This window comes from uncultured Brevundimonas sp. (genome assembly GCF_937863155.1).
Classification (GTDB): Bacteria; Pseudomonadota; Alphaproteobacteria; order Caulobacterales; family Caulobacteraceae; genus Brevundimonas.
In genome coordinates, this window is record NZ_CALMFB010000069.1 from 11,820 (window position 1) to 35,259 (window position 23,440).

The 23,440-nt window shown below is 69.7% G+C and carries 21 protein-coding genes; 5 read left to right on the forward strand and 16 right to left on the reverse strand.

All coding sequences use genetic code 11. The annotated features are described in order from the left end of the window. Window positions 1-18 precede the first annotated feature (18 nt). From odhB to zapE, 9 genes are all read right to left on the reverse strand, one after another. Complete coding sequence (odhB, locus tag Q0581_RS11110) at window positions 19-1,545, reverse strand: 2-oxoglutarate dehydrogenase complex dihydrolipoyllysine-residue succinyltransferase (RefSeq protein ID WP_298700284.1); 1,527 nt, start codon at window positions 1,543-1,545, stop codon at window positions 19-21. A gap of 17 nt (window positions 1,546-1,562) precedes the next feature. After that, complete coding sequence (locus tag Q0581_RS11115) at window positions 1,563-4,577, reverse strand: 2-oxoglutarate dehydrogenase E1 component (protein ID WP_298700286.1); 3,015 nt, start codon at window positions 4,575-4,577, stop codon at window positions 1,563-1,565. A gap of 155 nt (window positions 4,578-4,732) precedes the next feature. Continuing rightward, entirely contained in the window at window positions 4,733-5,410 is a 678-nt protein-coding gene (locus tag Q0581_RS11120; protein ID WP_298700288.1) for a hypothetical protein, read from the reverse strand. Between the two features lie 274 nt (window positions 5,411-5,684). Continuing rightward, window positions 5,685-6,587: a succinate--CoA ligase subunit alpha gene (gene sucD, locus Q0581_RS11125; protein WP_298700290.1), complete on the reverse strand. Its 903-nt coding sequence runs from the start codon at window positions 6,585-6,587 to the stop codon at window positions 5,685-5,687. Window positions 6,588-6,623: 36 nt separating this feature from the next. Continuing rightward, on the reverse strand, window positions 6,624-7,202 hold the full coding sequence (locus Q0581_RS11130; RefSeq protein ID WP_298700292.1) for a hypothetical protein: 579 nt from the start codon (window positions 7,200-7,202) through the stop codon (window positions 6,624-6,626). Between the two features lie 2 nt (window positions 7,203-7,204). Beyond that, window positions 7,205-8,395, reverse strand: coding sequence for an ADP-forming succinate--CoA ligase subunit beta (gene sucC / locus Q0581_RS11135; protein ID WP_298700294.1), 1,191 nt, complete (start codon window positions 8,393-8,395; stop codon window positions 7,205-7,207). Between the two features lie 81 nt (window positions 8,396-8,476). After that, window positions 8,477-9,985, reverse strand: coding sequence for an MFS transporter (locus Q0581_RS11140; protein WP_298700296.1), 1,509 nt, complete (start codon window positions 9,983-9,985; stop codon window positions 8,477-8,479). An 88-nt stretch (window positions 9,986-10,073) separates the two neighbouring features. Then, a complete protein-coding gene (locus Q0581_RS11145) occupies window positions 10,074-10,676 on the reverse strand; it encodes a YbjN domain-containing protein (protein ID WP_298700298.1) in 603 nt (200 codons plus the stop codon). Between the two features lie 32 nt (window positions 10,677-10,708). Then, window positions 10,709-11,809, reverse strand: coding sequence for a cell division protein ZapE (gene zapE, locus Q0581_RS11150; protein ID WP_298700300.1), 1,101 nt, complete (start codon window positions 11,807-11,809; stop codon window positions 10,709-10,711). A 147-nt stretch (window positions 11,810-11,956) separates the two neighbouring features. Between zapE and Q0581_RS11155 the strand changes: the two genes are divergently transcribed. Both Q0581_RS11155 and rarD read left to right on the forward strand, forming a co-directional pair. Next, window positions 11,957-13,003, forward strand: coding sequence for an aspartate-semialdehyde dehydrogenase (locus Q0581_RS11155; RefSeq protein WP_298700302.1), 1,047 nt, complete (start codon window positions 11,957-11,959; stop codon window positions 13,001-13,003). Window positions 13,004-13,046: 43 nt separating this feature from the next. Next, window positions 13,047-13,976 (forward strand): EamA family transporter RarD, encoded by a 930-nt coding sequence (rarD, locus tag Q0581_RS11160; protein WP_298700304.1) that lies wholly within the window; start codon window positions 13,047-13,049, stop codon window positions 13,974-13,976. Here the strand turns inward: rarD and Q0581_RS11165 are convergent. Then, window positions 13,973-15,097 carry a serine hydrolase domain-containing protein gene (locus Q0581_RS11165; protein WP_298700306.1) on the reverse strand — a complete coding sequence of 375 codons (1,125 nt, stop codon included), beginning with the start codon at window positions 15,095-15,097 and terminating at the stop codon, window positions 13,973-13,975. The genes rarD and Q0581_RS11165 overlap by 4 nt on opposite strands. Then, the gene (locus Q0581_RS11170) at window positions 15,094-16,323 is read right to left on the reverse strand and encodes a TIGR03862 family flavoprotein (RefSeq protein ID WP_298700307.1); all 1,230 of its coding nucleotides are present in this window, start codon (window positions 16,321-16,323) and stop codon (window positions 15,094-15,096) included. The genes Q0581_RS11165 and Q0581_RS11170 overlap by 4 nt, the downstream gene beginning before the upstream one ends. A gap of 49 nt (window positions 16,324-16,372) precedes the next feature. Between Q0581_RS11170 and greA the strand changes: the two genes are divergently transcribed. Beyond that, window positions 16,373-16,849 carry a transcription elongation factor GreA gene (greA, locus tag Q0581_RS11175; RefSeq protein WP_298700309.1) on the forward strand — a complete coding sequence of 159 codons (477 nt, stop codon included), beginning with the start codon at window positions 16,373-16,375 and terminating at the stop codon, window positions 16,847-16,849. 7 nt (window positions 16,850-16,856) lie between these two features. Here greA and Q0581_RS11180 read toward each other — a convergent pair whose 3' ends face one another. Beyond that, the gene (locus Q0581_RS11180) at window positions 16,857-18,500 is read right to left on the reverse strand and encodes a leucyl aminopeptidase (RefSeq protein ID WP_298700311.1); all 1,644 of its coding nucleotides are present in this window, start codon (window positions 18,498-18,500) and stop codon (window positions 16,857-16,859) included. Window positions 18,501-18,629: 129 nt separating this feature from the next. Here Q0581_RS11180 and Q0581_RS11185 point away from each other — a divergent pair, with 129 nt between their 5' ends. Continuing rightward, window positions 18,630-18,968, forward strand: coding sequence for a PilZ domain-containing protein (locus Q0581_RS11185; protein WP_298700313.1), 339 nt, complete (start codon window positions 18,630-18,632; stop codon window positions 18,966-18,968). Here Q0581_RS11185 and Q0581_RS11190 read toward each other — a convergent pair. From Q0581_RS11190 to Q0581_RS11200, 3 genes are read right to left on the reverse strand one after another with little or no spacing between them, the layout of a single operon-like run. Beyond that, window positions 18,965-19,750, reverse strand: coding sequence for a sulfite exporter TauE/SafE family protein (locus Q0581_RS11190; RefSeq protein WP_298700315.1), 786 nt, complete (start codon window positions 19,748-19,750; stop codon window positions 18,965-18,967). The genes Q0581_RS11185 and Q0581_RS11190 overlap by 4 nt on opposite strands. A gap of 4 nt (window positions 19,751-19,754) precedes the next feature. Further along, window positions 19,755-20,291, reverse strand: a complete 537-nt coding sequence (locus Q0581_RS11195) for a rhodanese family protein (protein ID WP_298700317.1) — start codon at window positions 20,289-20,291, stop codon at window positions 19,755-19,757. An 11-nt stretch (window positions 20,292-20,302) separates the two neighbouring features. Continuing rightward, window positions 20,303-20,623 (reverse strand): metalloregulator ArsR/SmtB family transcription factor, encoded by a 321-nt coding sequence (locus Q0581_RS11200; protein WP_298700318.1) that lies wholly within the window; start codon window positions 20,621-20,623, stop codon window positions 20,303-20,305. 70 nt (window positions 20,624-20,693) lie between these two features. Here Q0581_RS11200 and Q0581_RS11205 point away from each other — a divergent pair, with 70 nt between their 5' ends. Then, window positions 20,694-21,560: an MBL fold metallo-hydrolase gene (locus tag Q0581_RS11205; protein WP_298700320.1), complete on the forward strand. Its 867-nt coding sequence runs from the start codon at window positions 20,694-20,696 to the stop codon at window positions 21,558-21,560. On the opposite strand, the gene Q0581_RS11210 is transcribed toward Q0581_RS11205, so the two are convergent. After that, a complete protein-coding gene (locus Q0581_RS11210) occupies window positions 21,555-23,381 on the reverse strand; it encodes a tetratricopeptide repeat protein (RefSeq protein ID WP_298700321.1) in 1,827 nt (608 codons plus the stop codon). The genes Q0581_RS11205 and Q0581_RS11210 overlap by 6 nt on opposite strands. Window positions 23,382-23,440 lie beyond the last annotated feature (59 nt).

The following is a 23,440-nucleotide window of genomic DNA, read 5'->3' on the forward strand; positions in this document are numbered from 1 at the left end:
CCCTCCGGCCGTCCGGCCTTACAGATCCAGCAGGGCGCGCTGCGGGTCTTCCAGAAGCTCCTTGATCCGCACGAGGAAGGTCACGGCTTCCTTGCCGTCGACGATGCGGTGATCATAGCTGAGGGCCAGATACATCATCGGGCGGATTTTGACCTCGCCGTTGATGGCCATCGGCCGCTGGACGATGTTGTGCATGCCCAGGATGCCCGACTGCGGCGCGTTCAGGATCGGCGTCGACATCAGCGAGCCATAGGTGCCGCCGTTGGTGATGGTGAAGGTGCCGCCCTGCAGCTGGTCCAGGGTCAGGGCGCCGTCGCGGGCCGCCTTGCCCAGGGCGGCGATGCCCTTTTCGATCCCCGCCAGCGACAGGGTGTCCGCATCGCGCAGCACCGGCACGACCAGACCCTTGTCGGTGCCGACGGCGATGCCGATGTCGTAGTGGTTCTTGTAGATGATGTCCGTGCCGTCGATCTCGGCGTTGACGGCCGGGATTTCGTGCAGGGCGGCGACGACCGCCTTGGTGAAGAAGCTCATGAAGCCCAGCTTCACGCCGTGGCGCTTCTCGAAGACGTCTTTGTATTGCGTGCGCAGGGCCATGACATTGGTCATGTCCACCTCGTTGAAGGTGGTCAGCTGGGCGGCCGTGTTCTGCGATTCCTTCAGGCGACGGGCGATGGTCTGACGCAGGCGCGTCATCTTCACCCGCTCCTCGCGCGGCTGGTCGGCGCGCGGCGCGGCCGGAGCGGCGGGCGCAGGCGCCGGGGCCGCCGCCGCCGCGGCGGGAGCGGCGCCGATGGCGTTCAGGGCGTCGCCCTTGGTGATGTTGCCCTTGGGCCCGGTGGCGGCGATGGCCTTGGGGTCCAGGTTGTTTTCGGCCACGACGCGGGCGGCGGCGGGCGACAGGTGCGGGCCGTCCGAAGCGGCGACCTGGGCCGAGCCGGTGTTGGCGGGCGCGGCGGCCGCCGGCGCGCCGCTGCCGGCCTGACCGCCATCCGAAGCCGCGATGCTGCCGATCGACTGGCCGGGCGTGACGCTGGCGCCGGTGTCGGCGGTGATGGTCAGCACGCCGGCGGCGGGGGCCGACACCTCGACGGCCACCTTGTCGGTCTCGATCTCGACCAGCAGCTCATCCTTGGCCACCGTGTCACCGGACTTCTTGTTCCAGGCGCCCATGGTCCCTTCGGCGACGCTTTCGCCCATGGTCGGCACCGGGATGTCGACGCTGGCGGCGGCCGGAGCGGCGGCGGCGGGTTTGGCCTCGGCCTTGGTGGCCTTGGCGGGCTTATCGGCCTTGGCCGGGGCGGCGACGTCGCCTTCGGACACCACGCCCAGGACGGCGCCCGGCGTGACCGTGTCGCCTTCATTGAAGTTGATGGCGCTCAGCACGCCGCCGGCGGGCGAAACCACTTCCAGCGACACCTTGTCGGTCTCAAGCTCGACCAGAAGTTCGTCCTTCAGCACCGGATCGCCGGCCTTCTTGGTCCATTTGGCGATGGTGGCTTCGGTGACGGATTCGCCCAGGGCGGGGGTCAGGATATCGGCCATGTCTTTGCGCTTTCAGGTCAGGCGAAGGCTTCGGTCAGGAAGGCGTTCAGTTCGGCGAGGTGCCGGCTCATCAGGCCGGCGGCGGTCGAGGCGGAGGCCGGGCGGCCGACATAGCGGGCGCGCTTGGCCTTGATGTCCAGCTTGTCCAGCGTCAGCTCCAGCCAGGGATCGACGAAGGTCCAGCCGCCCATGTTCTTGGGCTCTTCCTGGCACCACACCAGTTCGGCGTTGGGGAAGCGGGCCAGTTCGGTCATCAGCGACTTCATCGGCCACGGATAGAACTGCTCCAGCCGCAGGATGTAGACGTCGTTGACCGGTTTGCCCTCGGCAGCGTCCTTCTCGCGGCGCTCCAAGAGGTCGTAATAGACCTTGCCCGAACACAGGACGACACGGCGGATCTCGGCGTCGGCCTTCAGGCTGATCCCCGCCACATCGGGCCGGGTCTGGGCGTCGTCGTGCAGCACGCGGTGGAAGGCCGAGCCTTCGGCCATGTCGGCCAGGGTCGAGACCGCCTTCTTGTGCCGCAGCAGCGACTTGGGCGTCATCAGGATCAGCGGCTTGCGGAACGGCCGCTGCATCTGGCGACGTAGGATGTGGAAATAGTTGGCCGGGGTGGTGCAGTTGGCGACCTGCATATTGTCTTCGGCGCAGGCCTGCAGGAACCGCTCCAGACGGGCCGACGAATGCTCCGGCCCCTGGCCCTCATAGCCGTGCGGCAACAGCATGGTCAGGCCGCTCATCCGCAGCCATTTGCGTTCGCCCGAGCTGATGAACTGGTCGATCACCACTTGGGCGCCGTTCACGAAGTCGCCGAACTGGCCCTCCCACATCACCAGGGTGTTGGGGTCGGCCAGGGAGTAGCCATACTCGAAGCCCAGCACCGCCTCTTCGGACAGGGCCGAATCGATCACCTCGAAATAGGCCTGACCTTCGCGCAGGTTGTTCAGCGGGACATAGCGGGCCTCTGTCGTCTGATCGATGATGCCCGAATGGCGCTGGCTGAAAGTGCCGCGCACCGAATCCTGGCCCGACAGGCGGATCGGGAAGCCTTCGTCCAGCAGGCTGGCGAAGGCCAGGCTCTCGGCCGTGGCCCAGTCGATGTTCTGGCCGCTGGACACGGCTTCGCGCCGGCCGTCGATGACCCGCTTCAGCGTCTTGTGCGTGTCGACCGCGTTCGGAATGGTCGTCAGCCGCGCGCCCAGGTCCTGCAACTTTTCGGCCGGCACGGCGGTCTGGCCGCGACGCTCCTCGCCTTCGGCCAGGCCCATGCCGGTCCATTGGCCGTCCAGCCAGTCGGCCTTCTTAGCCTCGAAGCCTTTGCCGGCGTCGAACTCGGCGTCCAGGAAGGCCTCGAACCGGGCCAGCTCGGCCTCGACCTCGGCCTCGGTGATCACGCCTTCGGCGACCAAACGGCGCGAATAGATTTCGCGGGTCGAGGGCTGGTCCTTGATCTTCCGGTACATGACCGGCTGGGTGAAGGTCGGGTCGTCGCCCTCGTTGTGACCGAAGCGGCGGTAGCAGAACATGTCCACCACCACGTCCTTGTGGAATTTCTGGCGGTACTCGGTGGCCACCTTGGCGGCGAAGGTCACGGCTTCGGGATCGTCGCCGTTGACGTGGAAGATCGGCGCCTGAACCATCAGGGCCACGTCCGATGGATAGGGCGAGCTGCGCGAGTTGCGCGGGCTGGTGGTGAAGCCGATCTGGTTGTTGATGACGAAATGCAGGGTGCCGCCGGTGCGGTATCCCTTCAGCCCCATCAGGGCGAAACATTCGGCCACCACGCCCTGGCCGGCGAAGGCCGCGTCGCCGTGGATCAGCAGCGGCGCCACCTTGGTGCGGTCCAGAACCCAGCTTTCCTCCGGCTCGCCGGCGTTGGCCTCGCGGATGTCGAACGCCTGTTTGGCGCGCGACTTGCCCAGAACGACCGGATTGACGATTTCCAGGTGCGACGGGTTGGCGGTCAGCGACAGGTGGACCTTGTTGCCGTCGAACGACCGGTCCGAACTGGCGCCCATATGGTATTTGACGTCGCCCGATCCGTCGATGTCGCTGGGCACGGTCGAGCCGCCCTGGAACTCGTGGAAGATGGCGCGATAGGGCTTGCCCATCACCGCCGCCAGCACGTTCAGGCGGCCCCGGTGGGCCATGCCCAGGACGATTTCATCGACGCCCAGATTGCCGCCGCGCTTGATCACCTGCTCCAGCGCCGGAACCATGGCCTCGCCGCCGTCCAGGCCGAACCGCTTGGTGCCGGGGAAGCGTTTGTGCAGGAACCGCTCGAAGCCCTCGGCCTCGATCAGCTTGTTCAGGATGGCCAGCTTGCCTTCACGAGTGAAGGTGTTGCGGTCGAACCGGGCGTCGCCCTCGAACCGCTGCTGCAGCCAGGCCTTCTCCTCCGGCTCGGCGATATGCATGAACTGCACGCCGATATTGCCGCAATAGGTGGCCTTCAGCCGCGCCATCACCTCGCGGATCGTGCCGGTCTCAAGCCCCAGAACCCCGTCCAGGAAGATCGGCCGGTCCATGTCGGCGGCGGTGAAGCCGTGGAATTCGGGCGTCAGCTCGGGGTTGTTCGCCGGCAGTTCGATGCCCAGCGGGTCCAGCGTCGCCCCCAGATGGCCGCGCACGCGATAGCTGCGGATCAGCATCAGGGCGCGGATCGAATCCTGGGCCGCCGCGCGTACGGCGTCGGCCGACATCGCCGGAGCCGCAGCCGCAGCAGGGGCGGCGGCAGGCTTGGCCGCGGCCTTCGGGTCCGGTTTCGGCGCCGGCCAGCGGCCGTCGAACACGCCGGTCTCCTCGGTCGGATCCGCGGTGACCGAACGGCCCCAGCCGCCCGCGCCGGCGGCGGCCTGAACCACCTCGGCATTGTCGCGCAGCTGGTCGAAGAAGGCGCGCCATTCGCCCGGCACTGAGGCCGGGTCTGCGGCCCATCGGCCATGCAGATCCTCAATGAAGGCGGCGTTCGAGCCGTAGAGGAAGGAGGTCTCGGCAAAGACCTGGTTCAGCCGCCCGGCGTCGTCAGCCATCGTTCTCGTCAGTCCCATGTCGCCCGATCAGGAGGGCGCGCGCCCGTGCGCGCGTGGCGACCCTGACCATATAGGCCGTGTTTCCTCAGGGGTCATGGCCGAATGGGGGCCAAGAGGGACAATTTCACCGTCGGGAACCGGAATTTCGCGTCCGATTACGGATTTTCGCCCTTCGTTCCGGTCTCGTCGTCCAGCGGCGCGCTGGACATGACAATCGACAGGCCGGTGAACCGCACGCGCTCGACGAAGGGACTGCCTTCGGGAATGAAGCCGACATGGATCTCGGCCGTGCCCGGCATCATGTCATAGACGTTCCAGGTTCCGCCGATCATCTGGCCCGGCAGGTCGAAGCTCTGCACCGGCAGGCTGGCCGTCCACACCGTCATGGCGCCGGGCGCGACGGGTTCGACCGCATCGAAATCCCACAGGCCGCAGCTGATCTGATCGAACTCCGTCGCCTGTTCGTGCTCGGCGATGACGCCGTCGCCGTCCCGATCCCGGGTTTCGCCGATCAGGGCGTCCATGCGACTGGTGACGACATAGAAGCGACGCCCCTGGACGGTCCGGCCCCAGAGGGTCTGGTCCAGCGTCATCTCCGGCATGTCCGGGTCGTCCATCTCGGCGCGCGCGGCGGCCTGGACCGCCGCCAGTTCGGGATGATCGTCTTCGCCGACCCGGCGCCAGCCTTCGGCCTCCAGGGCGGCGTTCATGGCGGCGTAATCCTGGCGATACGGCGTGCAGGCGGCGCGGAACGTATCCAGGGCCAGATCGCCCGTGGTCGCCGGCGACATCGCCGCCGATTGCACAATGGCCGCCGCCCAGATGCCGATCATCGCCCGCCCTCCAAGGTTCAGGTCGAGACTAGGCGCAGGCCCGATGGGCGGCCACTTTCGAAAACCGACGGCCGAACCGACAGGCGCACATCCTTCCCCCGCTTGCGGGGGAAGTGTCGTGCCGTCACGCGAAGCGGGACGCATGACGATGGGGGAATGCCTTCAAGACAAGAAGACTCCTCTCTCCGACCCTGGATCGCTACGCGATCGACGGGCCACCTCTTCCGCAAGCGGGAGAGGGATGCGCGCCGCGCCCGACCCGGAAAGGCCCTATTTAACCCTTCAGCACTTCCACCAGCGTCGCGCCCAGGCGGGCCGGCGAGGCCGACACGCGGATGCCCGCCGCCTCCATGGCCGCGATCTTGGATTCGGCGTCGCCCTTGCCGCCCGAGACGACCGCGCCGGCGTGGCCCATGGTGCGGCCCGGAGGCGCCGTGCGACCGGCGATGAAACCGGCCATCGGCTTCTTGCGGCCCTTCTTGGCCTCGTCGATCAGGAACTGGGCCGCGTCTTCCTCGGCCCCGCCGCCGATCTCGCCGATCATGATGATGGATTCGGTCGCGTCGTCGGCCAGGAACAGCTCCAGCACGTCGATGAATTCGGTGCCCTTGACCGGGTCGCCGCCGATGCCGACGGCCGTGGTCTGGCCCAGGCCCTCGTTGGTGGTCTGGAACACGGCCTCATAGGTCAGGGTGCCCGAACGCGAGACGATGCCGACATTGCCCTTCTTGAAGATGCTGCCCGGCATGATGCCGATCTTGCACTCTTCGGGGGTCAGGACGCCGGGGCAATTGGGGCCCAGGAGGCGCGACTTGGAACGGTCCAGCCGCGCCTTGACCCGCACCATGTCCAGCACCGGAATGCCCTCGGTGATGCAGGTGATGAAGGGCACTTCGGCGTCGATGGCCTCGATGATGGCGTCGGCGGCGCCGGCCGGCGGCACATAGATGACGCTGGCGTCCGCGCCGGTCTTTTCGCGGGCTTCGGCGACCGAGGCGAAGATCGGCAGGGTTTCGCCTTCCGAGCCGCTCCAGTTGGTCCCGCCCTTGGCCGGATGCACGCCCCCGACCATCTGGGTGCCGTAGTAGCGCAGCGCCTGTTCGGTGTGGAAGGTGCCGGTCTTGCCGGTCAGGCCCTGGACGATGACGCGGGTGTTCTTGTCGACGAGGATGGACATTTCGGGTGCTCGTTGTCGGGAGAAATTTCGGGCCGATCAGTCTTCGGCGACGGCGGTGGCGTAGATCAGGGCGGCGCCTGGGCCTTCACGCTGAAGATTGACGATGCGCAATCGGCCGGTCGCGGCCAGGCTCGAAGCGTTGGCGTCATTCAGATTGCGGACCGGGGCGCGGCCGCCATCCTGGGCCAGCCAGGCCCAGGTGTCGCCATCGCCGCCGCCTTCGCGCACTTCGTCGAAGCCGATCATCTGGCGCAACCGCGTCTGCAAGGCGCGATAATCGGCAGGTCGCGCCGAAACGGCGCACAGGTTCAGGGTGACGGTCTCACGTCCCAGACGGCGGGTGCTGCGTCCAAGCAGGACAATCCGCGCCTGTTCGGCGTCGGTCTTCATGAAGCCGACCATGTCGCGCATGTTGCGACGTTCAGGGACCATTTCAGGCGGGGTCTGCGAATAGCCCGCAGCCTGCGCCAGTTCCGCCGCACGCGCCCTGTCGCCCTGGGCCGCGATGCAGATGCGGTTCAGGTCGGCGATCTGGTCCGGCGCAGGCGTCTGGGCCGCCGACGATCCGGTGATCGTCAGCAGCATCAGCCCTGCGAGGGTCAGGGCGGGGTTCACGATCAGCCGATCGCCGCGACGATCTTCTGGGCCGCGTCGTCCAGATCGTCGGCGGCCGTGATGGCCAGGCCGGATTCGTTCAGGATGCGCTTGCCCTCGGCGACATTGGTGCCTTCCAGGCGCACGACCAGCGGCACCTTCAGGCCCACTTCCTTGACGGCCGCGACCACGCCGTCGGCGATGACGTCGCAGCGCATGATGCCGCCGAAGATGTTGACCAGAATGCCCTGGACCGCCGGGTCCTTGGTGATGATCTTGAAGGCCGCCGCGACCTTCTCCTTGCTGGCGCCGCCGCCGACGTCGCAGAAGTTGGCCGGCTCCTTGCCGTACAGTTTGATGATGTCCATCGTCGCCATGGCCAGGCCGGCGCCGTTGACCATGCAGCCGATGTTGCCGTCCAGGGCGACATAGGCCAGGTCCCATTCCGAGGCCTCGATCTCCTTGGCGTCTTCCTCGGTCACGTCACGCAGTTCGCGGATGTCCGGGTGGCGGAACAGGGCGTTGCCGTCAAAGCTGACCTTGGCGTCCAGCACGCGCAGGCGGCCGTTCTGCATGACGATCAGCGGGTTGATCTCCAGCAGGCTCATGTCCTTCTCGACGAAGGCGCGATACAGGGTCGGGAACAGATGCTCGCCGTCCTGGGCGGCCGCGCCGTCCAGCTTCAGCGCCGCATTGATCTCGGCCACGTTCGCCGGCGTCACGCCCGCCTCGGGGTCGATGTCGACGGTGACGATCTTCTCGGGCGTGTCGTGGGCCACCGCCTCGATGTCCATGCCGCCCTCGGTCGAGACGACGAACGAGACCCGGCCCGTGCCGCGGTCCACCAGCAGCGAGCAATACAGTTCGCGGTCGATGTCGGCGCCGTCTTCGATATACAGGCGGTTGACCTGCTTGCCGGCGTCGCCGGTCTGGGCGGTCACCAGGGTGTTGCCCAGCATCTCCTTGGAATGAGCCACGGCTTCTTCGATCGAGAAGGCCAGACGCACGCCGCCCTTGGCCTCGGCGCCCAGTTCCTTGAACTTGCCCTTGCCGCGCCCGCCGGCGTGGATCTGGGACTTCACGACATACAGCGGGCCGGGAAGCTGCTTGGCGGCCGCCTCGGCCTGATCGGCGGCGGTGATGGCCACGCCGTCGGCGACGGGGGCGCCATAGCCCTTCAGAAGCTGCTTGGCCTGGTATTCGTGGATATTCATGGGATCGCCGCCGATTGGTCAGGAAGGTCGGGGCCGCTTATAGGCGCGCCGCCTTCGCAGGTGCAACCGGCAGAGCGGCGATCAATCCACCCAGTCGCGTTTCAGCGTCCGCGACGCCCCCACCAGCAGCGCCGAGGCCAGCGCATAGAAGCCCATGCCGGTGTAGATGGCCCAGCGCAGGCTCTCGTCGCCGAAACGCGGCGCCAGAAGGTCGCTCATCCAGCCGAAATAGTAGAAGCCGACCGCGATCCCCAACAGGTTGTTCAGCAGCAGGAACACCGCCGACGCCGTCGAGCGCATGGGCGCCGGGGCCAGATGCTGCACCGCCGCCGTCACCGGCCCCAGCCAGGCCAGGTTCAGGCCCGTGGGCACCAGGAAGATGACGAAGGCCAGGGCCAGCTGCTGGGCGTGCGTACCCCCGCCTGGCAGGACCAGGCCGATGATCCACGGCGAATTCATCGCCGCGATGAACAGCGGGGCCGAGATCATGAAGGCCACCGCCGGCGTCAGCGGATAGGCGCCCTTGCCGCGCCTCGACAGCTTGTCGGCGATCATCCCGCCCAGCCAGATGCCCAGAAGGCCGCCGATCAGGGCGATGCCGGAATAGTACCAGCTGACCTGGGGCAGGGTCAGGTTGAAGCTGCGCATGAAGAACAGCGGCAGCCAGCCCGCCACCCCATAGCCGCACACCGAAGACGACGCCGCCCCCAGCGCCAGCAGCCAGAAGCTGGGCTTGCGCATGATGACCGCACAGGTCCGGTGCGCGATGAAGAAGGACGCCGAAATGACCAGGCTCAGCCCGCCGGCGAAGGCGATGACCAGCGGATTGCCGACGGCCAGAACGCCGAACTGTCCCGCCGCCGCCAGCAGCATCAGGGCGACGCCGACACCCAGCATGATCTGACCGGCCAGCCAGCCCTTGCCGGGGATGGCGACGGCCGGCGCGGCCGCGCCTTCGGCCGGAACCGGCTTGGCGATGTCCGTACCGCCGCGTTTCGGATCGCGCACGGTCAGGCGCAGGATGGGCGCGATCACCAGACCGGCCAGGCCCACGACGATGAAGGCGGTCTGCCAGCCGTATTCCGCCGCCAGCAGGCCGCCCACCAGGGTGCCCGCCGCCGTGCCCAGCGGAATGCCGAAGGCGAAGCCGGCCAGGGCGCGCGCCCGCTGGTGCGGCGGGAAATAGTCGGCGATCAGGGAATAGGCCGGGGCCACGCCGCCCGCCTCGCCCACGCCGACGCCCATGCGGAACAGGAACAGCTGGCCGAACGAGCCGGCGACGCCGCACAGGGCGGTGAAGCCCGACCACACCGCCAGGGCGCCGGTCATGATCCACACCCGGCTGAACCGGTCGGCCAGCCAGGCCAGGGGAATGGCCAGGGTCGAATAGACAGAGGCGAAGGCGATGCCGCCCAGAAGGCCGAACTGACTGTCCGTCAGCTGGAAATGCTCTTTCAGCGGCGCGGCCAGAATGCCGATGATCTGCCGATCCAGGAAGTTCAGCATATAGACCAGGATCAGCACCGCCAGGACGTAGTAGCGGTAGCCCGGACGCTCGGCGCGTTCGGCGGCCTGGGCCTGGTCGGACATGGATTTCCCCCTGGGACGTTACGCCTCTGTGCGCGAACGGTAGCGCCGCCGGGCCTTCACGGCAAAGCCCTAATGATGCGGCCCTCGATCAGGGCTGGGTCGGCGCTTCGGAGGGGGCTTCCGAAGGCGCGTCGGCCGCGTCCTGCGGGGTCGGCGCGGCGAAACCCATGGCGCGGGCGAACTGTTTCAGCATGTCGATCCAAAGACCGGCCGGCTCGCTCAGATGCAGCATGCCCGGCGCGGTCAGCACCACGTCGTACTGCACCGCCGCGCGCGGCTCTTCGCCCTCGACGCCCGGCACGAAGAAGGCCTTCAGGAAACGGTTGTCCCGATTCCAGGCGTTGATCTTCTCCTGCGTCACGCCCTGGCCCTTGAACACCGCGCCGAACTGCAGGTCGTCGCAGAAGCCTTCGGGGCAGCCATAGAACCACAGGGTCCAGGTCAGGACGCCGTCGTTGACCGGCAGATACATGCGGCCCGACGCCTCGCCCGGTTCGCCCACCGTCGCCCCCGCCGTCGTCAGCCAGGCGGCGGCCTCGGCCAGGGTCACGCCCGGCTTGGCCAGGATCGCCGCCTCGGCCTCTTCGGCCGTCTGGGCGGAAGGCGCCTCGGGCTCTTGCGCCATCGCCGCGCCGCCCAGGATAAGGCTCAGGCCGGCCGCCATCGGCGCCAGGGTCGAAATCGGCTTCATGGGTCTGCTCCTTGCTCGGGGCTTTCTTAGGATCAAGCCGCCTCTGGCGCCAGCCAGTCGGCGCCTGACATTTCGGTCAATCTGGACGCCGTGCGCTCGAATTCGAAGGCGCCGATCCCGGTGGGATACAGGGCGTCCGGCGCCGCCTGGGCCAGGACCACCAGCCGCGCCTTCGCCTCGTACAGCGCGTCGATCAGCGTCACCAGCCGCCGCGCCTCATGGTGCCGGTCCGAGGTCAGCAGCGGAACCTGGTCCAGGAAAAGAGTGTGGAACCGGCCCGCCAGCGCCAGATAATCCTGCGGTCCCAGAGGACGGGTGCACAGATCGGCGAAGGTCGCCCGCGCCAGCCCCCCGGCCGTACGATCGACCTGCACCTCGCGCCCCAGGACCGGCAGGACGGCGGGTTCTTCGGGTTCATCGCCCTTCAGCTCGGCCCACAGGGCCTCGAACCCCTCGCGCGCGGCGGCGTCATCGGGGCTGAACCAGACCTGGCGGCCGGCCAGGCGCGCCCGGCGCCAGTCGCGCTCGCCCGCCACCGAAACCACCTCGCACCGTTCGCGGATCAGGGCGATGAAGGGTTCAAACAGCTGGCGGTTGACCCCGTTGTGATACAGGTCGCCGGGTTCGCGGTTCGAGGTGACGGCCAGCACCACCCCCCGCTCGAACAACGCCTCGAACAGCCGGCCCAGGATCATGGCGTCGGCGATGTCGGTGACCTGAAGCTCGTCGAAGCACAGCAGCCGCGCCTCGGAGGCGATCGAGGCCGCGACCGGGGCGATGGGGTCGTCGCCTTTCGATTGGCCGAACACCGCCTGGCGCGTCTTGCGGTCGCCCTTGCGCCATCGGCCGATCAGGTCGTGGACGCGGGCCATGAAGGCGTGGAAATGGGCGCGGGTCTTCTTCGGCTCGGGCGCGCAGGCGAAGAACAGGTCCATCAGCATGGACTTGCCCCGCCCCGGCGGTCCCCACAGATAGACGCCCCGCACCTCGGGCCGGGCGCCGAACAGGCCCTTTTTCGACAGGTCGCGCTCCAGCCGCTCCAGCACGCCCAGCGCCGACGCCTGCGCCGGATCGGGCGTCAGCCGGCCGTCTTTCAGACGCTGGTCGAAGGCGCGGCGGATGCGGGAGGGCATGGCCCCCGCATAAAGGCGCCCGCCGCCGCTGAAAAGCGATTGCTTCGCGCCTGCGAAAGCCTACATCGGACTTTCCGCACAAACTTCGCCCTCAAGCAGCGAGCCGCCGCGCGGCGAGCGTTAGGGCGTCCGAAGGACCGATCAACAATGAGCTATCGCGTCGCCGTCGTGGGCGCCACCGGCAATGTCGGCCAGGAGATGCTGAACATCCTGGAAGAGGTGCAGTTTCCCGTCTCGGAAATGCACGCCATCGCCTCGCGCAAGTCCAAGGGGATGGAGGTGGCCTTCGGCGACAAGACGCTGAAATGCCAGGATCTGGAGGCTTTCGACTTCTCAAAGGTCGACATCGTGCTGATGAGCGCGGGCAAGGAGGTGTCCAAGGCCTGGTCCGAGAAGATTGGCAAGGCCGGGCCGATCGTGATCGACAACTCCAGCGCCTTCCGCATGGACCCGGACGTGCCGCTGATCGTGCCCGAGGTGAACCCCGACGCGGTGAAGGACGCGAAGACGAAGAACATCATCGCCAACCCCAACTGCTCGACCATCCAGCTGGTCACGGCGATGAAGCCCCTGCATGACGCGGCCAGGATCACCCGCGCGGTGGTCTCGACCTATCAGTCCGTCTCGGGCGCCGGGAAGGAAGGGATGGACGAGCTGTGGACCCAGACCAAGGCCATCTACGGCCTGGGCGACGCCACGCCGAAGAAGTTTCCCAAGCAGATCGCCTTCAACGTCATCCCCTTCATCGGCGACTTCCGCGACGACGGCTACACCGACGAAGAGGCCAAGATGTGGGCCGAGACGCACAAGATGCTGGACCCCGACATCCGGCTGACGGTCACCTGCGTGCGGGTGCCGGTCTTCGTCGGCCATTCCGAGGCGGTGACGCTGGAGTTCGACCGCCCGATCGCCCCGGACGAGGCCCGCGCCATCCTGCGCGACGCGCCCGGTATCCAGGTGATCGACAAGCAGGAGCACGACGGATACGTCACCCCCGTCGATGCGGCGGGCGAGTTCGCCGTCTATGTCAGCCGCATCCGCAAGGACCCGACCGTGGCCAACGGCCTGAGCCTGTGGGTGGTGTCCGACAACCTGCGCAAGGGCGCGGCCCTGAACGCGGTCCAGATCGCCCAGCTGCTGGACGAGACCGGGACCATAAAGCCCTCGGGCGGCTATCGCTCGATCACCGTCTGATCCCACCCCACCGCTTCGCCGCCCCCCCGGCGAAGGAGGCAATATGACCCCCTCCCCCGGCCCGGATCAGGGCCGCGCCGCCCTGGCTTCCGCCTTCGGCTGCTATGTCATGTGGGGGCTGATGCCCCTGCTGTTCATGGGCCAGCATGCGGCGGGGTTCGACGCGCTGGAGATTCTGGCCCACCGCACGGTGTGGGCGGCCCCTGTGGCCCTGCTGCTGGTGCTGGCGGCGCGTCAGGGCGGGCAGGCGGCGGCGGTGTTCCGCGACGGTCGCACCCTGGGCTGGCTGGCGCTGTCGACCCTGCTGATCGGGACCAACTGGGGCGTCTATGTCTGGGCCACCACCCATCAGGCGACGCTGGAGGCCAGCCTCGGCTATTATCTGAATCCATTGCTGAACATGGTGGTGGGGCTGTGGCTGTTCCGGGAGCGGATGGACCGGTTCGGCTGGGCCGCCGTGGCCCTGGCGGCGGTCGGGGTTCTGTTGCAGGCCCTGGCCCTGGGGCGGCCGCCGTGGATCTCGATCTTCCTGGCGGTGTCTTTCGCCAGCTATGGCGTGATCCGCAAGCGCGTGCCAGTCGAGGCCCAGGCGGGGCTGTTGGTCGAATGCCTGCTGTTGGCGCCGTTCGGCCTGTTGTGGGTGATCTGGCTGGCCCAGACGGGTCAGGGCGTGGCCTTCGACGATCCGGTCCACGCGCTGTGGGCTGTCGCCAACGGACCGGCCACGGTCCTGCCCCTGGCCCTGTTCGCCTGGGCGGCGCGGCGCATGCCCCTGTCGACCCTGGGCTTCATCCAGTTCCTGGCCCCGACGCTGCAGTTCGCGGTGGGGGTGATGGCGGGCGAGGCGCTGACGCCGCTCAGAGCGATCAGCTTCGTCTTCATCTGGAGCGGGGCGGCGGTGTTCGCCCTGGGCGCCGTTCTGCGTCACCGGGCCGAGCGCCGGGCCCTGGCCGCCAGCGCCGAGCCGATCTAGAGCGCCGCGTACAGGGCCTGGATCAGCCGCAGCGCGCGCGGGTCGCCAATCAGATGCGGCGACTGGCGCGTCATGACATAGGCGGCCGACACCCCGGTTTCCGGGTCCGCAAAGGCGCACGATCCGCCCCAGCCGCAGTGGCCCAGGGCGCCCGCGTTCGGGCCGAAGATGTCCAGGCCCGCATTCATCGTCCATCCGGCCGCCCAGCCCATGACGAAGGGCAGCACCCGGTCCTGGCCGTGGATGCGCGGGCGCCGCGCAGCCTCCAGCGTCGCGGCCGACAGCACCCGCCGCCCCTCGAACATGCCGTCGTTCATCACCGCCAGGATGCGCGCCAGGTCGCGCGCCGTCCCGTGCAGATTGGCCGAGGGGATTTCCGCCATCCGCCATTCGGCCGAACCGCGCCCGCCGGGCGCCGAGCCGCGATCCAGGAAGGCGGCCTTCTTGACCACATCGATGACGCCCAGATCGGGCGCAGAGGCGGGCTTGCGCAGTTGCGCCACCCGGCCATGCTGGGCCTCGGGCAGGCCGATCCACAGGTCCAGGCCGGGGAAGTCCTGGCGCAACGCGGTCCCCATGGTCCGCCCGTCGACAAGGCGGAACAGCTCGCCCGCCAGATAACCGATGGTGATCGGGTGATAGCCGCTGGCCGTGCCCGGCGGCCACATCGGCGCCTGGGCGCACAGGCTGTCCAGCACCGCCTGGCGGTCGAACCAGATGGTCGGCTCCACCCCGTCCGTGAACCCCGGCAAGCCCGCCTGGTGCGACATCATCTGGCCCACCGTGACCTGATCCTTGCCCGCCTGTCCGAAGGCGGGCCAGTAGCGCGCGACCGGGGCGTCATAGTCCAACAGGCCGCGCTCGACCGCCGTGGCGATCAGCAGGCTCATCACCGCCTTGCCGGTGGAGAAGACGGGGACCAACGTGTCGTCGGTGAAGGGGCGGGACTTGGCCGTGTCGGCATGCCCGGCCCACAGGTCCAGCACCGTCTCGCCGCCGATGCAGACGCTGAAGCGCGCGGCCAGTTCGTCCAGCCCCTCGGGCGCGTCGGTGAAGTTGGCGGCGAAGGCGTCGCGGACGCCGGCGAAACGGTCGGGGCACAGGCCGTGGATGTCGGTCATGCGTCGCCTCTACCCCCTTGGGCCAGCCAGTCCAATGCACCCCCCGCCGCCACGACGCCCGATGCGAACGACGCCTGCAGCAGATAGCCGCCGGTCGGCGCCTCCCAGTCCAGCATTTCGCCCGCCACGAAGACGCCGGGCAGGGCCTTCAGCATCAGCCGCCCGTCCACCTGGTCCCGCGCCACGCCCCCGGCCGAGGAGATGGCCCGCTCCAGGCCCTGGATGCCGGTCAGGGTCAGGCGCACCGCCTTGATGCGCCGGGCCAGCTTGTCGGCGCCCAGAGGGACTTCTCCGGGAATCTCGCGCAACAGGGCGACGGCGGCGGGCGACAGGCCCCCGGCCTTTCTCAGCCAGTTTGTGACGCTGTCCTTGCCGCGCGGCCGGGCCAGGCGGGCGGCCAGCGCCTCGACCGACAGATCGGGCCTGAGATCGACGCTCAGCATCGCCGTCCCGTCGCGCGCCAGGGCCTCACGCAGGCCGGCCGACAGGGCGTAGATGGCCCCGCCCTCGACGCCATAGCGGGTCAGCATCATCTCGCCGCGCACCGTGCGGTCGCCATGGGTCAGGGCGACGCCCTTGACCGGCTGGCCCGCGAACCGGTCGATCAGGACCGGAGACCAGGCGACATCGAAGCCGACATTGGACGGGGCGAACGGCGTCACGGCCACGCCCCGCGCCTCCAGCCAGGGCCGCCAGCCGCCGTCGGAACCCAGCCGGGGCCAGCTGGCGCCGCCCAGGGCCAGAACCACAGCATCGGGCCGCTCGGTCCGCTCGCCGTCGGGCGTGGCGAAGGTCTGGGCTGCGTCGCGCCAGCCGGTCCAGCGACTGCGGGTGCGCACCTCGACCCCCAGTCCCTCCAGCCGCCCCAGCCAGGCGCGCAACAGGGGCGAGGCCTTCATGGCGCGGGGAAACACCCGCCCCGACGAGCCGATAAAGGTGGCGGCGCCCAGATCGTCGGCCCAGGCCCTCAGGTCCGCCGCCGTGAAGGCCGCAAGCCAGTCCTCGACCAGCCCCTGCGCCGGGCCATAGCGTTCGACGAACCGCTCGGGCGGCTCGGAATGGGTCAGGTTCAGCCCGCCACGCCCGGCCATCAGCAGCTTGCGCGCGACCGAGGGCATGGCCTCGTGCACCACCACCTGCGCCCCGCCCCGGGCCAGCCGTTCAGCCGCCATCAGCCCGGCGGGGCCGGCGCCGATGACATGTATGCGGGGGGCGGAGGTGTTCATCCTCCTCTCCTAGACCGGAACGGCCCGGCGCGGCATACGCTGATGCATCATGAGCGTCGCCTTCACCCGCGAAGAAGATCTGGAAGCCACGGCCGCCGACCTGCCGGACCGGCCGATCTCGCCGCATCCCAACCTGGTCACGGCCGAAGGGCTGGCGGCGATCGAAGCCGAATTGGCCGCCGCGCGCGCCGCCTACGCCGCCGCCCAGGCGAAAGGCTCGATCGAGGCGGACCGCACCGCCATGGCGCGGGCCACGCGCGACCTGCGCTATTGGTCGGCGCGGCGCGCCTCGGCCCAGTTGGTCGAGACTGAAGCCGACGGCCGCGTCCGCTTCGGCGGCGCCGTGACCATCGAACGCGAGGACGGCCGCACCCAGACCTGGCGCATCGTCGGCGAGGATCAGGCCGACCCCGCCGCAGGCAGCGTCAGCCATGTCTCGCCCCTGGCCCGCGCCCTGATGGGCAAGGGCGTGGGCGACGAAGCGACCGTGGCGGGCCAGTCGGTCGAGATCGTCGCCGTCGATTGACCGGGGCTCAGCGGCCCCCGGTCGCCTCGCCGCGCGGAATGGCGCTGTAGTCGCGCACGAACCGGTCCAGCAACCGCACGCCGAAACCGGCCGATCCGGCGGGTTTCCAGTCGTTGGGGCCGCCATAGGCCATGCCCGCAATGTCCAGATGCGCCCACGGCGTGTCCGGCTTGACGAAATTGCTCAGGAACTGGCCGCCCATGCCCACGCCCGGGCCATCGCCCGAGTTGCGGATGTCGGCGATGGTCGAGGCGATCTCTCCTGCATAGGCGGGGTGTAGCGGCATGCGCCACAGCCCTTCGCCCGTCGCGCGGCTGGCGGCGGTCAGCTGGTCCGCCAGGGCGTCGTGCCGGGTCAGCAGGCCCGCATAGTCGTCGCCCAGGGCCGCGCCGACCGCGCCGGTCAGGGTGGCGATGTTGACGATGGCCGCCGGCTGGACGTTCGCTTCGACCCAGGCCAGGGCATCGGCCAGCACCATCCGCCCCTCGGCGTCGGCCGAGATGATCTCGATGGTCTTGCCGTTCATGGCGGTGACCACGTCGCCGGGGCGGCTGGCGGCGCCGTCGGGCATGTTCTCGGCCAGGGCGGCGACCGCGACCACATTCACCGGCGCGCCCGACCGGGCCAGCGACAGCACGGCGCCCACCACGCTGGCGGCGCCGGACATGTCCATCTTCATATTGCCCATGCCCGCGCTGGGCTTGATCGAGATGCCGCCGGTGTCGAAGGTGATGCCCTTGCCCACCAGGGCGATCGGCGCCCCCTCGGGCGCACCCTGGCCCTGATAGCGGACGATCAGCATCCGCGACGGACGCGGAGAGCCCTGGCCGACACTGAGCAGGGCGCCCATGCCCAGCCGCTCCATGGTCGGAACGTCCAGCACCTCGATGCTGACCCCGGCCACGCCCTGCAGCGCCGCGCGGGCGCGCTGAACGAAGACCTCGGGATAGACGACATTGGCCGGCTCGTTCGAGATGTCGCGGGTCCAGGTCATGGCCTCGACCAGGGCCGCGCCCTGATGGTCGTACAGGGCCTGGGCGCCCTCGGCCGCGCCGGTGACGACCACCGGTCCGCGTTCGGCGCTGTCGCGCCCGCTGGTGCGATACAGGTCCGAGCGATAGTCGCCGATGCCCAGGCCAGTGATGAAGCCGGACGCCTGGGCCGCGCTCAGACCGGCGGCGGGCACCGTCACAGTGCCGGCGTCGGACAGGATGGCGCGACCCGCCACGGCCCCGGCGATCTGGATGTCGAATTCGCCGGGCGTCTCGCCCAGGCCCACGATCAGCACCCGGTCCCAGTCGCCCACCCCGCGCAGCGACAGGGTCTGGCGCGCCCGATAGTTGAAGCGGGCCGAAGTCAGGGCGCGGGCCGCCGCCGCGCGCGTAGCCGCATTCAGGTCCGCGCCGCGCACGTCCAGATCGGCAGCCGACGACAGGGCCAGCACCAGAACGCCCGCCTCGGCCGGCGCCTGATCGGCGAAGGTGACGGCGCGCGGCGCGGGCGCGGCGGCGACCCGGGGGCTGGCGACGGCGGGCGCGGCGGCGCGGCGGCCGGACGCCTGGGCTTCGGCGGCGAAGGATGGGGCGGCCAGAACCACAGCCAGGGCGGCGGGTGCGACGGCGGCCGTCAGGCGACGCAGGATGATGGACATGGCTGAAACTCCCCCTCGTTTTTGAACCGGTCGCGGACTATGGCCGGGCGCGGCCGGGCGGGGCAATGCGACCTTCTGGCGCCTTTGGGCGTTCACCGGGCGTCCATCTTCCTCATGATCTATGCGCCCATGGCCCTTTTTCCTTCCGACAGACCCGAGCGCCGCACCGAGCCGCGCCGCCCGGCCAATGTGGCGGGCGTGGTGGTGGGGCCGGGACTGGAGCTGGGCTGCACCATCGTGGACGTGTCCGACCAGGGCATGCGCATCCGCCTCAGTCGCAACCTGGCCCTGCCCGACGAGGTGATCGTGGTCGAGGTCGGCGCCGGCCTGGCGCACGAAGGGCGCGTGGTGCGCCGCCAGGGGGTTGAGGCAGGGCTGAAACGCCAGCGCCAGACGCGGCTGGGGGGGCTGGTGCCCGCCCGACTGACCGCCGCGCGCGAGGCGTGGCTGCGTGCGGGCGGGCGTTAAAGCGCGCCGAGCGCCCGGATCGCCACATAGGCCGCGACGACCAGGATCAACCCGGCGAACAGCCGGCGGCCCAGCACGGCGCGCTGGCCCAGACGCCGCGCGATCGGCAGGCCGGCCAGGGTTCCCGCCGCACCGCCGACGGCCATGGCCCCCACGACGGCCCAGTCGACCAGGCCCGAAACCGCATAGTTCAGGGCCGTGGCCCCGCCGAAGGCCGCGACGCTGAGCAGGGACGACGCCTGGGCCGCGACCAGACCCATGCCCGTCGCCGCCATCAGGCCCGGCACGATCAGAAAGCCGCCGCCGATGCCGAAAAATCCCGCCGCCAGTCCCACGCCCGCGCCGCCGGCCACAAGACGCGGCGCCAGGGCGGGGGTCAGACGCACCGCATCCGCCGCCGGATCGACCGGGCGCGGTCTCAGCATGGCCAATCCCACTACCGCCATGGCCAGGGCGAAGAACAACAACAGGGCGTCGCCGTCGATCCGTTTGGCCAGGCTGGACCCGGCCACGGCGCCCGCGACCCCGCCGAGGGCGAACAGGGCGGCGCACGGCCATTTCACCCGTCCCGCCCGCGCCTGACCGGCCAGGGCCGTCAGGGCGTTCAGCGCCACTCCGGCGGCCGAGGCGCCGATGGCCGCGTGCGGATCCTTGACCCCCACAAAATACAGCAACAGCGGCACGGCCAGCACAGAGCCGCCGCCGCCGAACACGGTCAGCAGGGCGGCGACCACCGCGCCGCTGACCCCCGCCGCCACCAACGGCTCCAGCCCCGTCGTCATGAGGTCAGGCCGTCCGCGCCGCCGGTCGGTTCCACGGCATGACCGCCAGCAACCGCGCCATGCCGCAGAAGCCGGTGGCCCCGGCCACGAACAGGCCCGCGCCGACAAAGGCCGCCAGCGCCCAGAAGGCCGGATGCACCCACAGGCCCAGGGCCACCCCCAGCAGCACCAGGGCGCCGGCCGCCATCTGCACCTGGCGCATCAGTTCCAGCGGCGCCTTGCGGTTCACCACGGTGGGCAGGCCCGCCGCCTTCCACGCCTCCAGCCCGCCTTCCAGCACATAGGCGTCGCCCAGGACGCGCGAGGCCAGACGGTCGCAGTTGACGCCGGTGCGGTTTCCCGTCCGGCACATGAACACGACCTCGCGGCCGGGCTGAAGCTCCAGATGCGCCGCTTCGAAGGCGGACAGGGGCGCCGAGGTCGCCTGGGCGATGCGTTCGCGCGCCGCCTCGTCGGGCTCGCGGATATCGACCAGCACGGCGTCGCCGCGCTTCAGCCGGTCGGCCACATCGGCCGGGGACAGGGGGATCAGGACGCTCATCGCGCACACTCTCAGTTTTTGGGGGGACAGTAGATCTCGGCCAGCAGGGCGATGACCCGCGCCACGGCCGGGTCGGCGATGGCGTAGTGCATGGCCACGCCGTCGCGACGCGCGGCGACCAGCCCGTCCTGGCGCAACAGGGCCAGATGCTGGGACAGGGCCGATTGCGACAGGCCGACCTCGGCCGCCAGGTCGCCGACCTGACGTTCGCCATCGGTGAGGCGGCACAGGATCATCAGGCGGTTGCGGTTCGACAGCGCCTTCATCAGGCGCGCCGCCTCGTCCGCATGCGCCTTGAAGGCGTCCAGGCCGATCTGCTGAAGTTCGATCATGGCGCCTATATATCAGTACTTGCTAATTTAGCAATACCTAATATATTGGGCGCAACAGAGGAGCCTCCCCATGACCGCCTCCCCCATCGTCGAAGGCCTGTTTGATCCGACGACCCACACCATCACCTATATCGTCGCCGACCCCGCCACGGGGCGCGCCGCCGTCATCGACCCGGTGCTGGACTATGACGCCGCCAGCGGCCGCACCGGCGTCGGTTCGCTGGAGGCCGTTCTGGCGCGCGTCGCTGAACGCGGCTGGACTCTGGACCGGGTGCTGGAGACCCACGCCCACGCCGACCACCTGACCGGGGCGCACGAGATCAAGGTCCGCACCGGCGTCCCCATCGGCATCGGCGACCGCATCGGCGGGGTGCAGAAGACCTTTGGCGACCTGTTCGAGGCGACGGACGTCAGGCCCGACGGCGCCGCGTTCGACGCCCTGTATGGCGACGGCGACCGGTTCGACCTGGGCGAGCTGACGGTCCAGGTGATGCACACGCCCGGCCACACCCCGGCCTGCGTCAGCTATGTGATCGGCGACGCCGTCTTCGTGGGCGACACCCTGTTCATGCCCGACTACGGCACGGCGCGGTGCGACTTTCCCGGCGGCGATGCGCGGACCCTGTATCGCTCGATCCAGCGCATCCTGAACCTGCCGGGCGAAACCCGCGTGTTCGTGGGCCACGACTATCTGCCCGAGGGGCGCGGCGACTATCGCTGGGAAACCACGGTGGCCGACGAGAAGGCGCACAACATCCATGTCGGCGGCGGCCGTTCGGAAGACGACTTCACCACCATGCGCGAGGCGCGCGATGCGACGCTGAAGGTTCCGGCCCTGCTGCTGCCCGCGCTTCAGGTGAACATCCGCGCCGGCGAACTGCCGCCGGCCGAGACGTCGGGCCAACGGTTCCTGAAAATCCCGCTGAACGGCCTATAGGGCCGCGGGGCGCAGCGGTCCCAGCACGGCGACCAGATCCGGCGCCGCCAGGGCCGCGGCAGGGGCCAGCCAGTCATCCGGCATGGCCGCGACCAGGGCGCGGGCCTCTTCGGCCTGGCCCGCCCGCATCAGGCAATAGGCCAGCAACAGCCCGTGGCCCGGCCCGTCCGGCTCCAGAGCATAGGCGCGGCGCGCCGCCGCCACGGCCGCCTCGAACCGGCCCAGGCCGGACTGGATTTCCGCCAGCTGGCGCCAGCCCCCCCCGATGTGGTCCACCCGCTCCAGCGCCGCCGTCTGCTCCCGCTCGGCCTCTTCAAGCCGGCCCAGGCGCTTGTAGGCGTCGGCCAGCATGAATTTGCGGTGCGGCCCCAGTTGGCCTGCCGCGCTGATCGGGGCCAGTTCGGCGATCACGGCCCGATCCGCCTCGGCGCGCACCGCCGTCTCGGCCCGGCGTTCCAGCCGCATCAGCGCGTCCGCGCTCAGGGCGGCGCCCAGCGCGGCCTCGATGTCCTTGGCCAGTCGTACGGCCTTGGCCGGCGTCATCACCCGCGCCAACCCGTCTTGCAGCAGGCCGGCCGCCGCCAGCCGCGCCAGCTGTCCCGTCGCCTGATCCAGGGGCGACGCCTCGGCGTCCAGCCACGCCCAGGCCCGCGCGACCGCATCCGCCACGACCGACGGCGGCGCACTGTCGGCCACGCGCGACATCAGGGCGCCGACCCCGTCGTCCGCCGCCAGCTGCACCACGGCCCGCGCCGCCAGACGCGCGGCCGCCCCCTGCCAGTTGATGTCGCGCGGCCGCAGCGCCAGTCCGGCCAGCAGGGCCGACAGCCCCTCCGCCATCTGTCCCGCGTCGATCAGCGCCTCGCCCGCCGCGAACAGCCAGCCGTCCAGCACCTGGGGCGACACGGCCTCGACGGGCGCCGCCATCAGGCGATCCAAGGCGTCCGGCCCCTGTGCGTCCAGAGCCGCCAAAGCCACGGCCTGAGCGGGCGACGGCGCGGCCTCTCCCTTCAGGGCGGCGACCGCCATGACCCGCGTGCCCAGGCTGTCGACCGTCAGCCCCCCCACATGCGGATAGGCGTCATAGGCCAGGCCCGACGCCTCCAGATGGGCATGCATGTCGACATGGATGTGCCGCCACGCGCCCGGATCGGCGATGGCGCGGCCGAACAGGGTGGCGTAGCGGTCCATCTCCACCGAGCCGCCGACCGCGAACAGGTCCGACACGAAATGGCCCGCCGGGCGATAGGCGTCCACCAGGATGCGGCCCGGCCCGGTTCCCTCGGCGATCGCGGCCATATTCAGGCGTTCCAGCACCAGATCGGGCCGCGTGCGCACCACATGATCGAAACGGCGGCCCGCCTGGCGTTCCAGCCGCCGCTTGATCTCATTGGCCCGCCAGATGCGGTACAGCATCTTCAGCGTATTGGCGTCTTCGCGCGGCGTATCGAACCCCAGGTCCAGCACGTCCGGCGCTTCCAGGTCGATCACGGCGTCAGGCAGCCAGCGGCGCACCCGCGCCTGGACCGCCTCGGCCTGATCGGTGGCGCCGGCGCTGAGCGTCTCGGCAAGGCCCGGCAGCATGGGCCAGAACTCGCGATAGTCGAACCAGGCCCACGGCAGACGGACCCAGGCGTCCTCTTCCAGGATGCGGCTGATCTGGGGCAGGTTGACCGCGCCGTCCAGCTTGCGGCCGGCCCGGCTCCACAGCGAGACGACGACCGTCGCATCCAGCCCCCGGATCGCCTGGGCCAGGCTTTCCAGGCCGGCGTCGGATTGCCTCAGCTGGCCGGAAACGCAGACGGCGATGGTCGGCTTCACGTCTTACCCCGATGAACTCGGGCCATCGCTTAGACCCTGAACGGACCCGCGCCAAGCCG

What these genes read in the sequence shown, in the direction of transcription:
- Q0581_RS11170 (WP_298700307.1), bottom strand. Translation starts at nt 16,323, where the DNA reads ATGAACACCTCCGCCCCCCGCATACATGTCATCGGCGCCGGCCCCGCC.
- greA (WP_298700309.1), top strand. Translation starts at nt 16,373, where the DNA reads ATGAGCGTCGCCTTCACCCGCGAAGAAGATCTGGAAGCCACGGCCGCC.
- Q0581_RS11120 (WP_298700288.1), bottom strand. Translation starts at nt 5,410, where the DNA reads ATGATCGGCATCTGGGCGGCGGCCATTGTGCAATCGGCGGCGATGTCG.
- Q0581_RS11185 (WP_298700313.1), top strand. Translation starts at nt 18,630, where the DNA reads ATGGCCCTTTTTCCTTCCGACAGACCCGAGCGCCGCACCGAGCCGCGC.
- Q0581_RS11200 (WP_298700318.1), bottom strand. Translation starts at nt 20,623, where the DNA reads ATGATCGAACTTCAGCAGATCGGCCTGGACGCCTTCAAGGCGCATGCG.
- Q0581_RS11190 (WP_298700315.1), bottom strand. Translation starts at nt 19,750, where the DNA reads ATGACGACGGGGCTGGAGCCGTTGGTGGCGGCGGGGGTCAGCGGCGCG.
- zapE (WP_298700300.1), bottom strand. Translation starts at nt 11,809, where the DNA reads ATGCCCTCCCGCATCCGCCGCGCCTTCGACCAGCGTCTGAAAGACGGC.
- Q0581_RS11165 (WP_298700306.1), bottom strand. Translation starts at nt 15,097, where the DNA reads ATGACCGACATCCACGGCCTGTGCCCCGACCGTTTCGCCGGCGTCCGC.
- Q0581_RS11115 (WP_298700286.1), bottom strand. Translation starts at nt 4,577, where the DNA reads ATGGCTGACGACGCCGGGCGGCTGAACCAGGTCTTTGCCGAGACCTCC.
- sucC (WP_298700294.1), bottom strand. Translation starts at nt 8,395, where the DNA reads ATGAATATCCACGAATACCAGGCCAAGCAGCTTCTGAAGGGCTATGGC.
- rarD (WP_298700304.1), top strand. Translation starts at nt 13,047, where the DNA reads ATGACCCCCTCCCCCGGCCCGGATCAGGGCCGCGCCGCCCTGGCTTCC.
- Q0581_RS11205 (WP_298700320.1), top strand. Translation starts at nt 20,694, where the DNA reads ATGACCGCCTCCCCCATCGTCGAAGGCCTGTTTGATCCGACGACCCAC.
- odhB (WP_298700284.1), bottom strand. Translation starts at nt 1,545, where the DNA reads ATGGCCGATATCCTGACCCCCGCCCTGGGCGAATCCGTCACCGAAGCC.
- Q0581_RS11180 (WP_298700311.1), bottom strand. Translation starts at nt 18,500, where the DNA reads ATGTCCATCATCCTGCGTCGCCTGACGGCCGCCGTCGCACCCGCCGCC.
- Q0581_RS11145 (WP_298700298.1), bottom strand. Translation starts at nt 10,676, where the DNA reads ATGAAGCCGATTTCGACCCTGGCGCCGATGGCGGCCGGCCTGAGCCTT.
- Q0581_RS11195 (WP_298700317.1), bottom strand. Translation starts at nt 20,291, where the DNA reads ATGAGCGTCCTGATCCCCCTGTCCCCGGCCGATGTGGCCGACCGGCTG.
- Q0581_RS11140 (WP_298700296.1), bottom strand. Translation starts at nt 9,985, where the DNA reads ATGTCCGACCAGGCCCAGGCCGCCGAACGCGCCGAGCGTCCGGGCTAC.
- sucD (WP_298700290.1), bottom strand. Translation starts at nt 6,587, where the DNA reads ATGTCCATCCTCGTCGACAAGAACACCCGCGTCATCGTCCAGGGCCTG.
- Q0581_RS11155 (WP_298700302.1), top strand. Translation starts at nt 11,957, where the DNA reads ATGAGCTATCGCGTCGCCGTCGTGGGCGCCACCGGCAATGTCGGCCAG.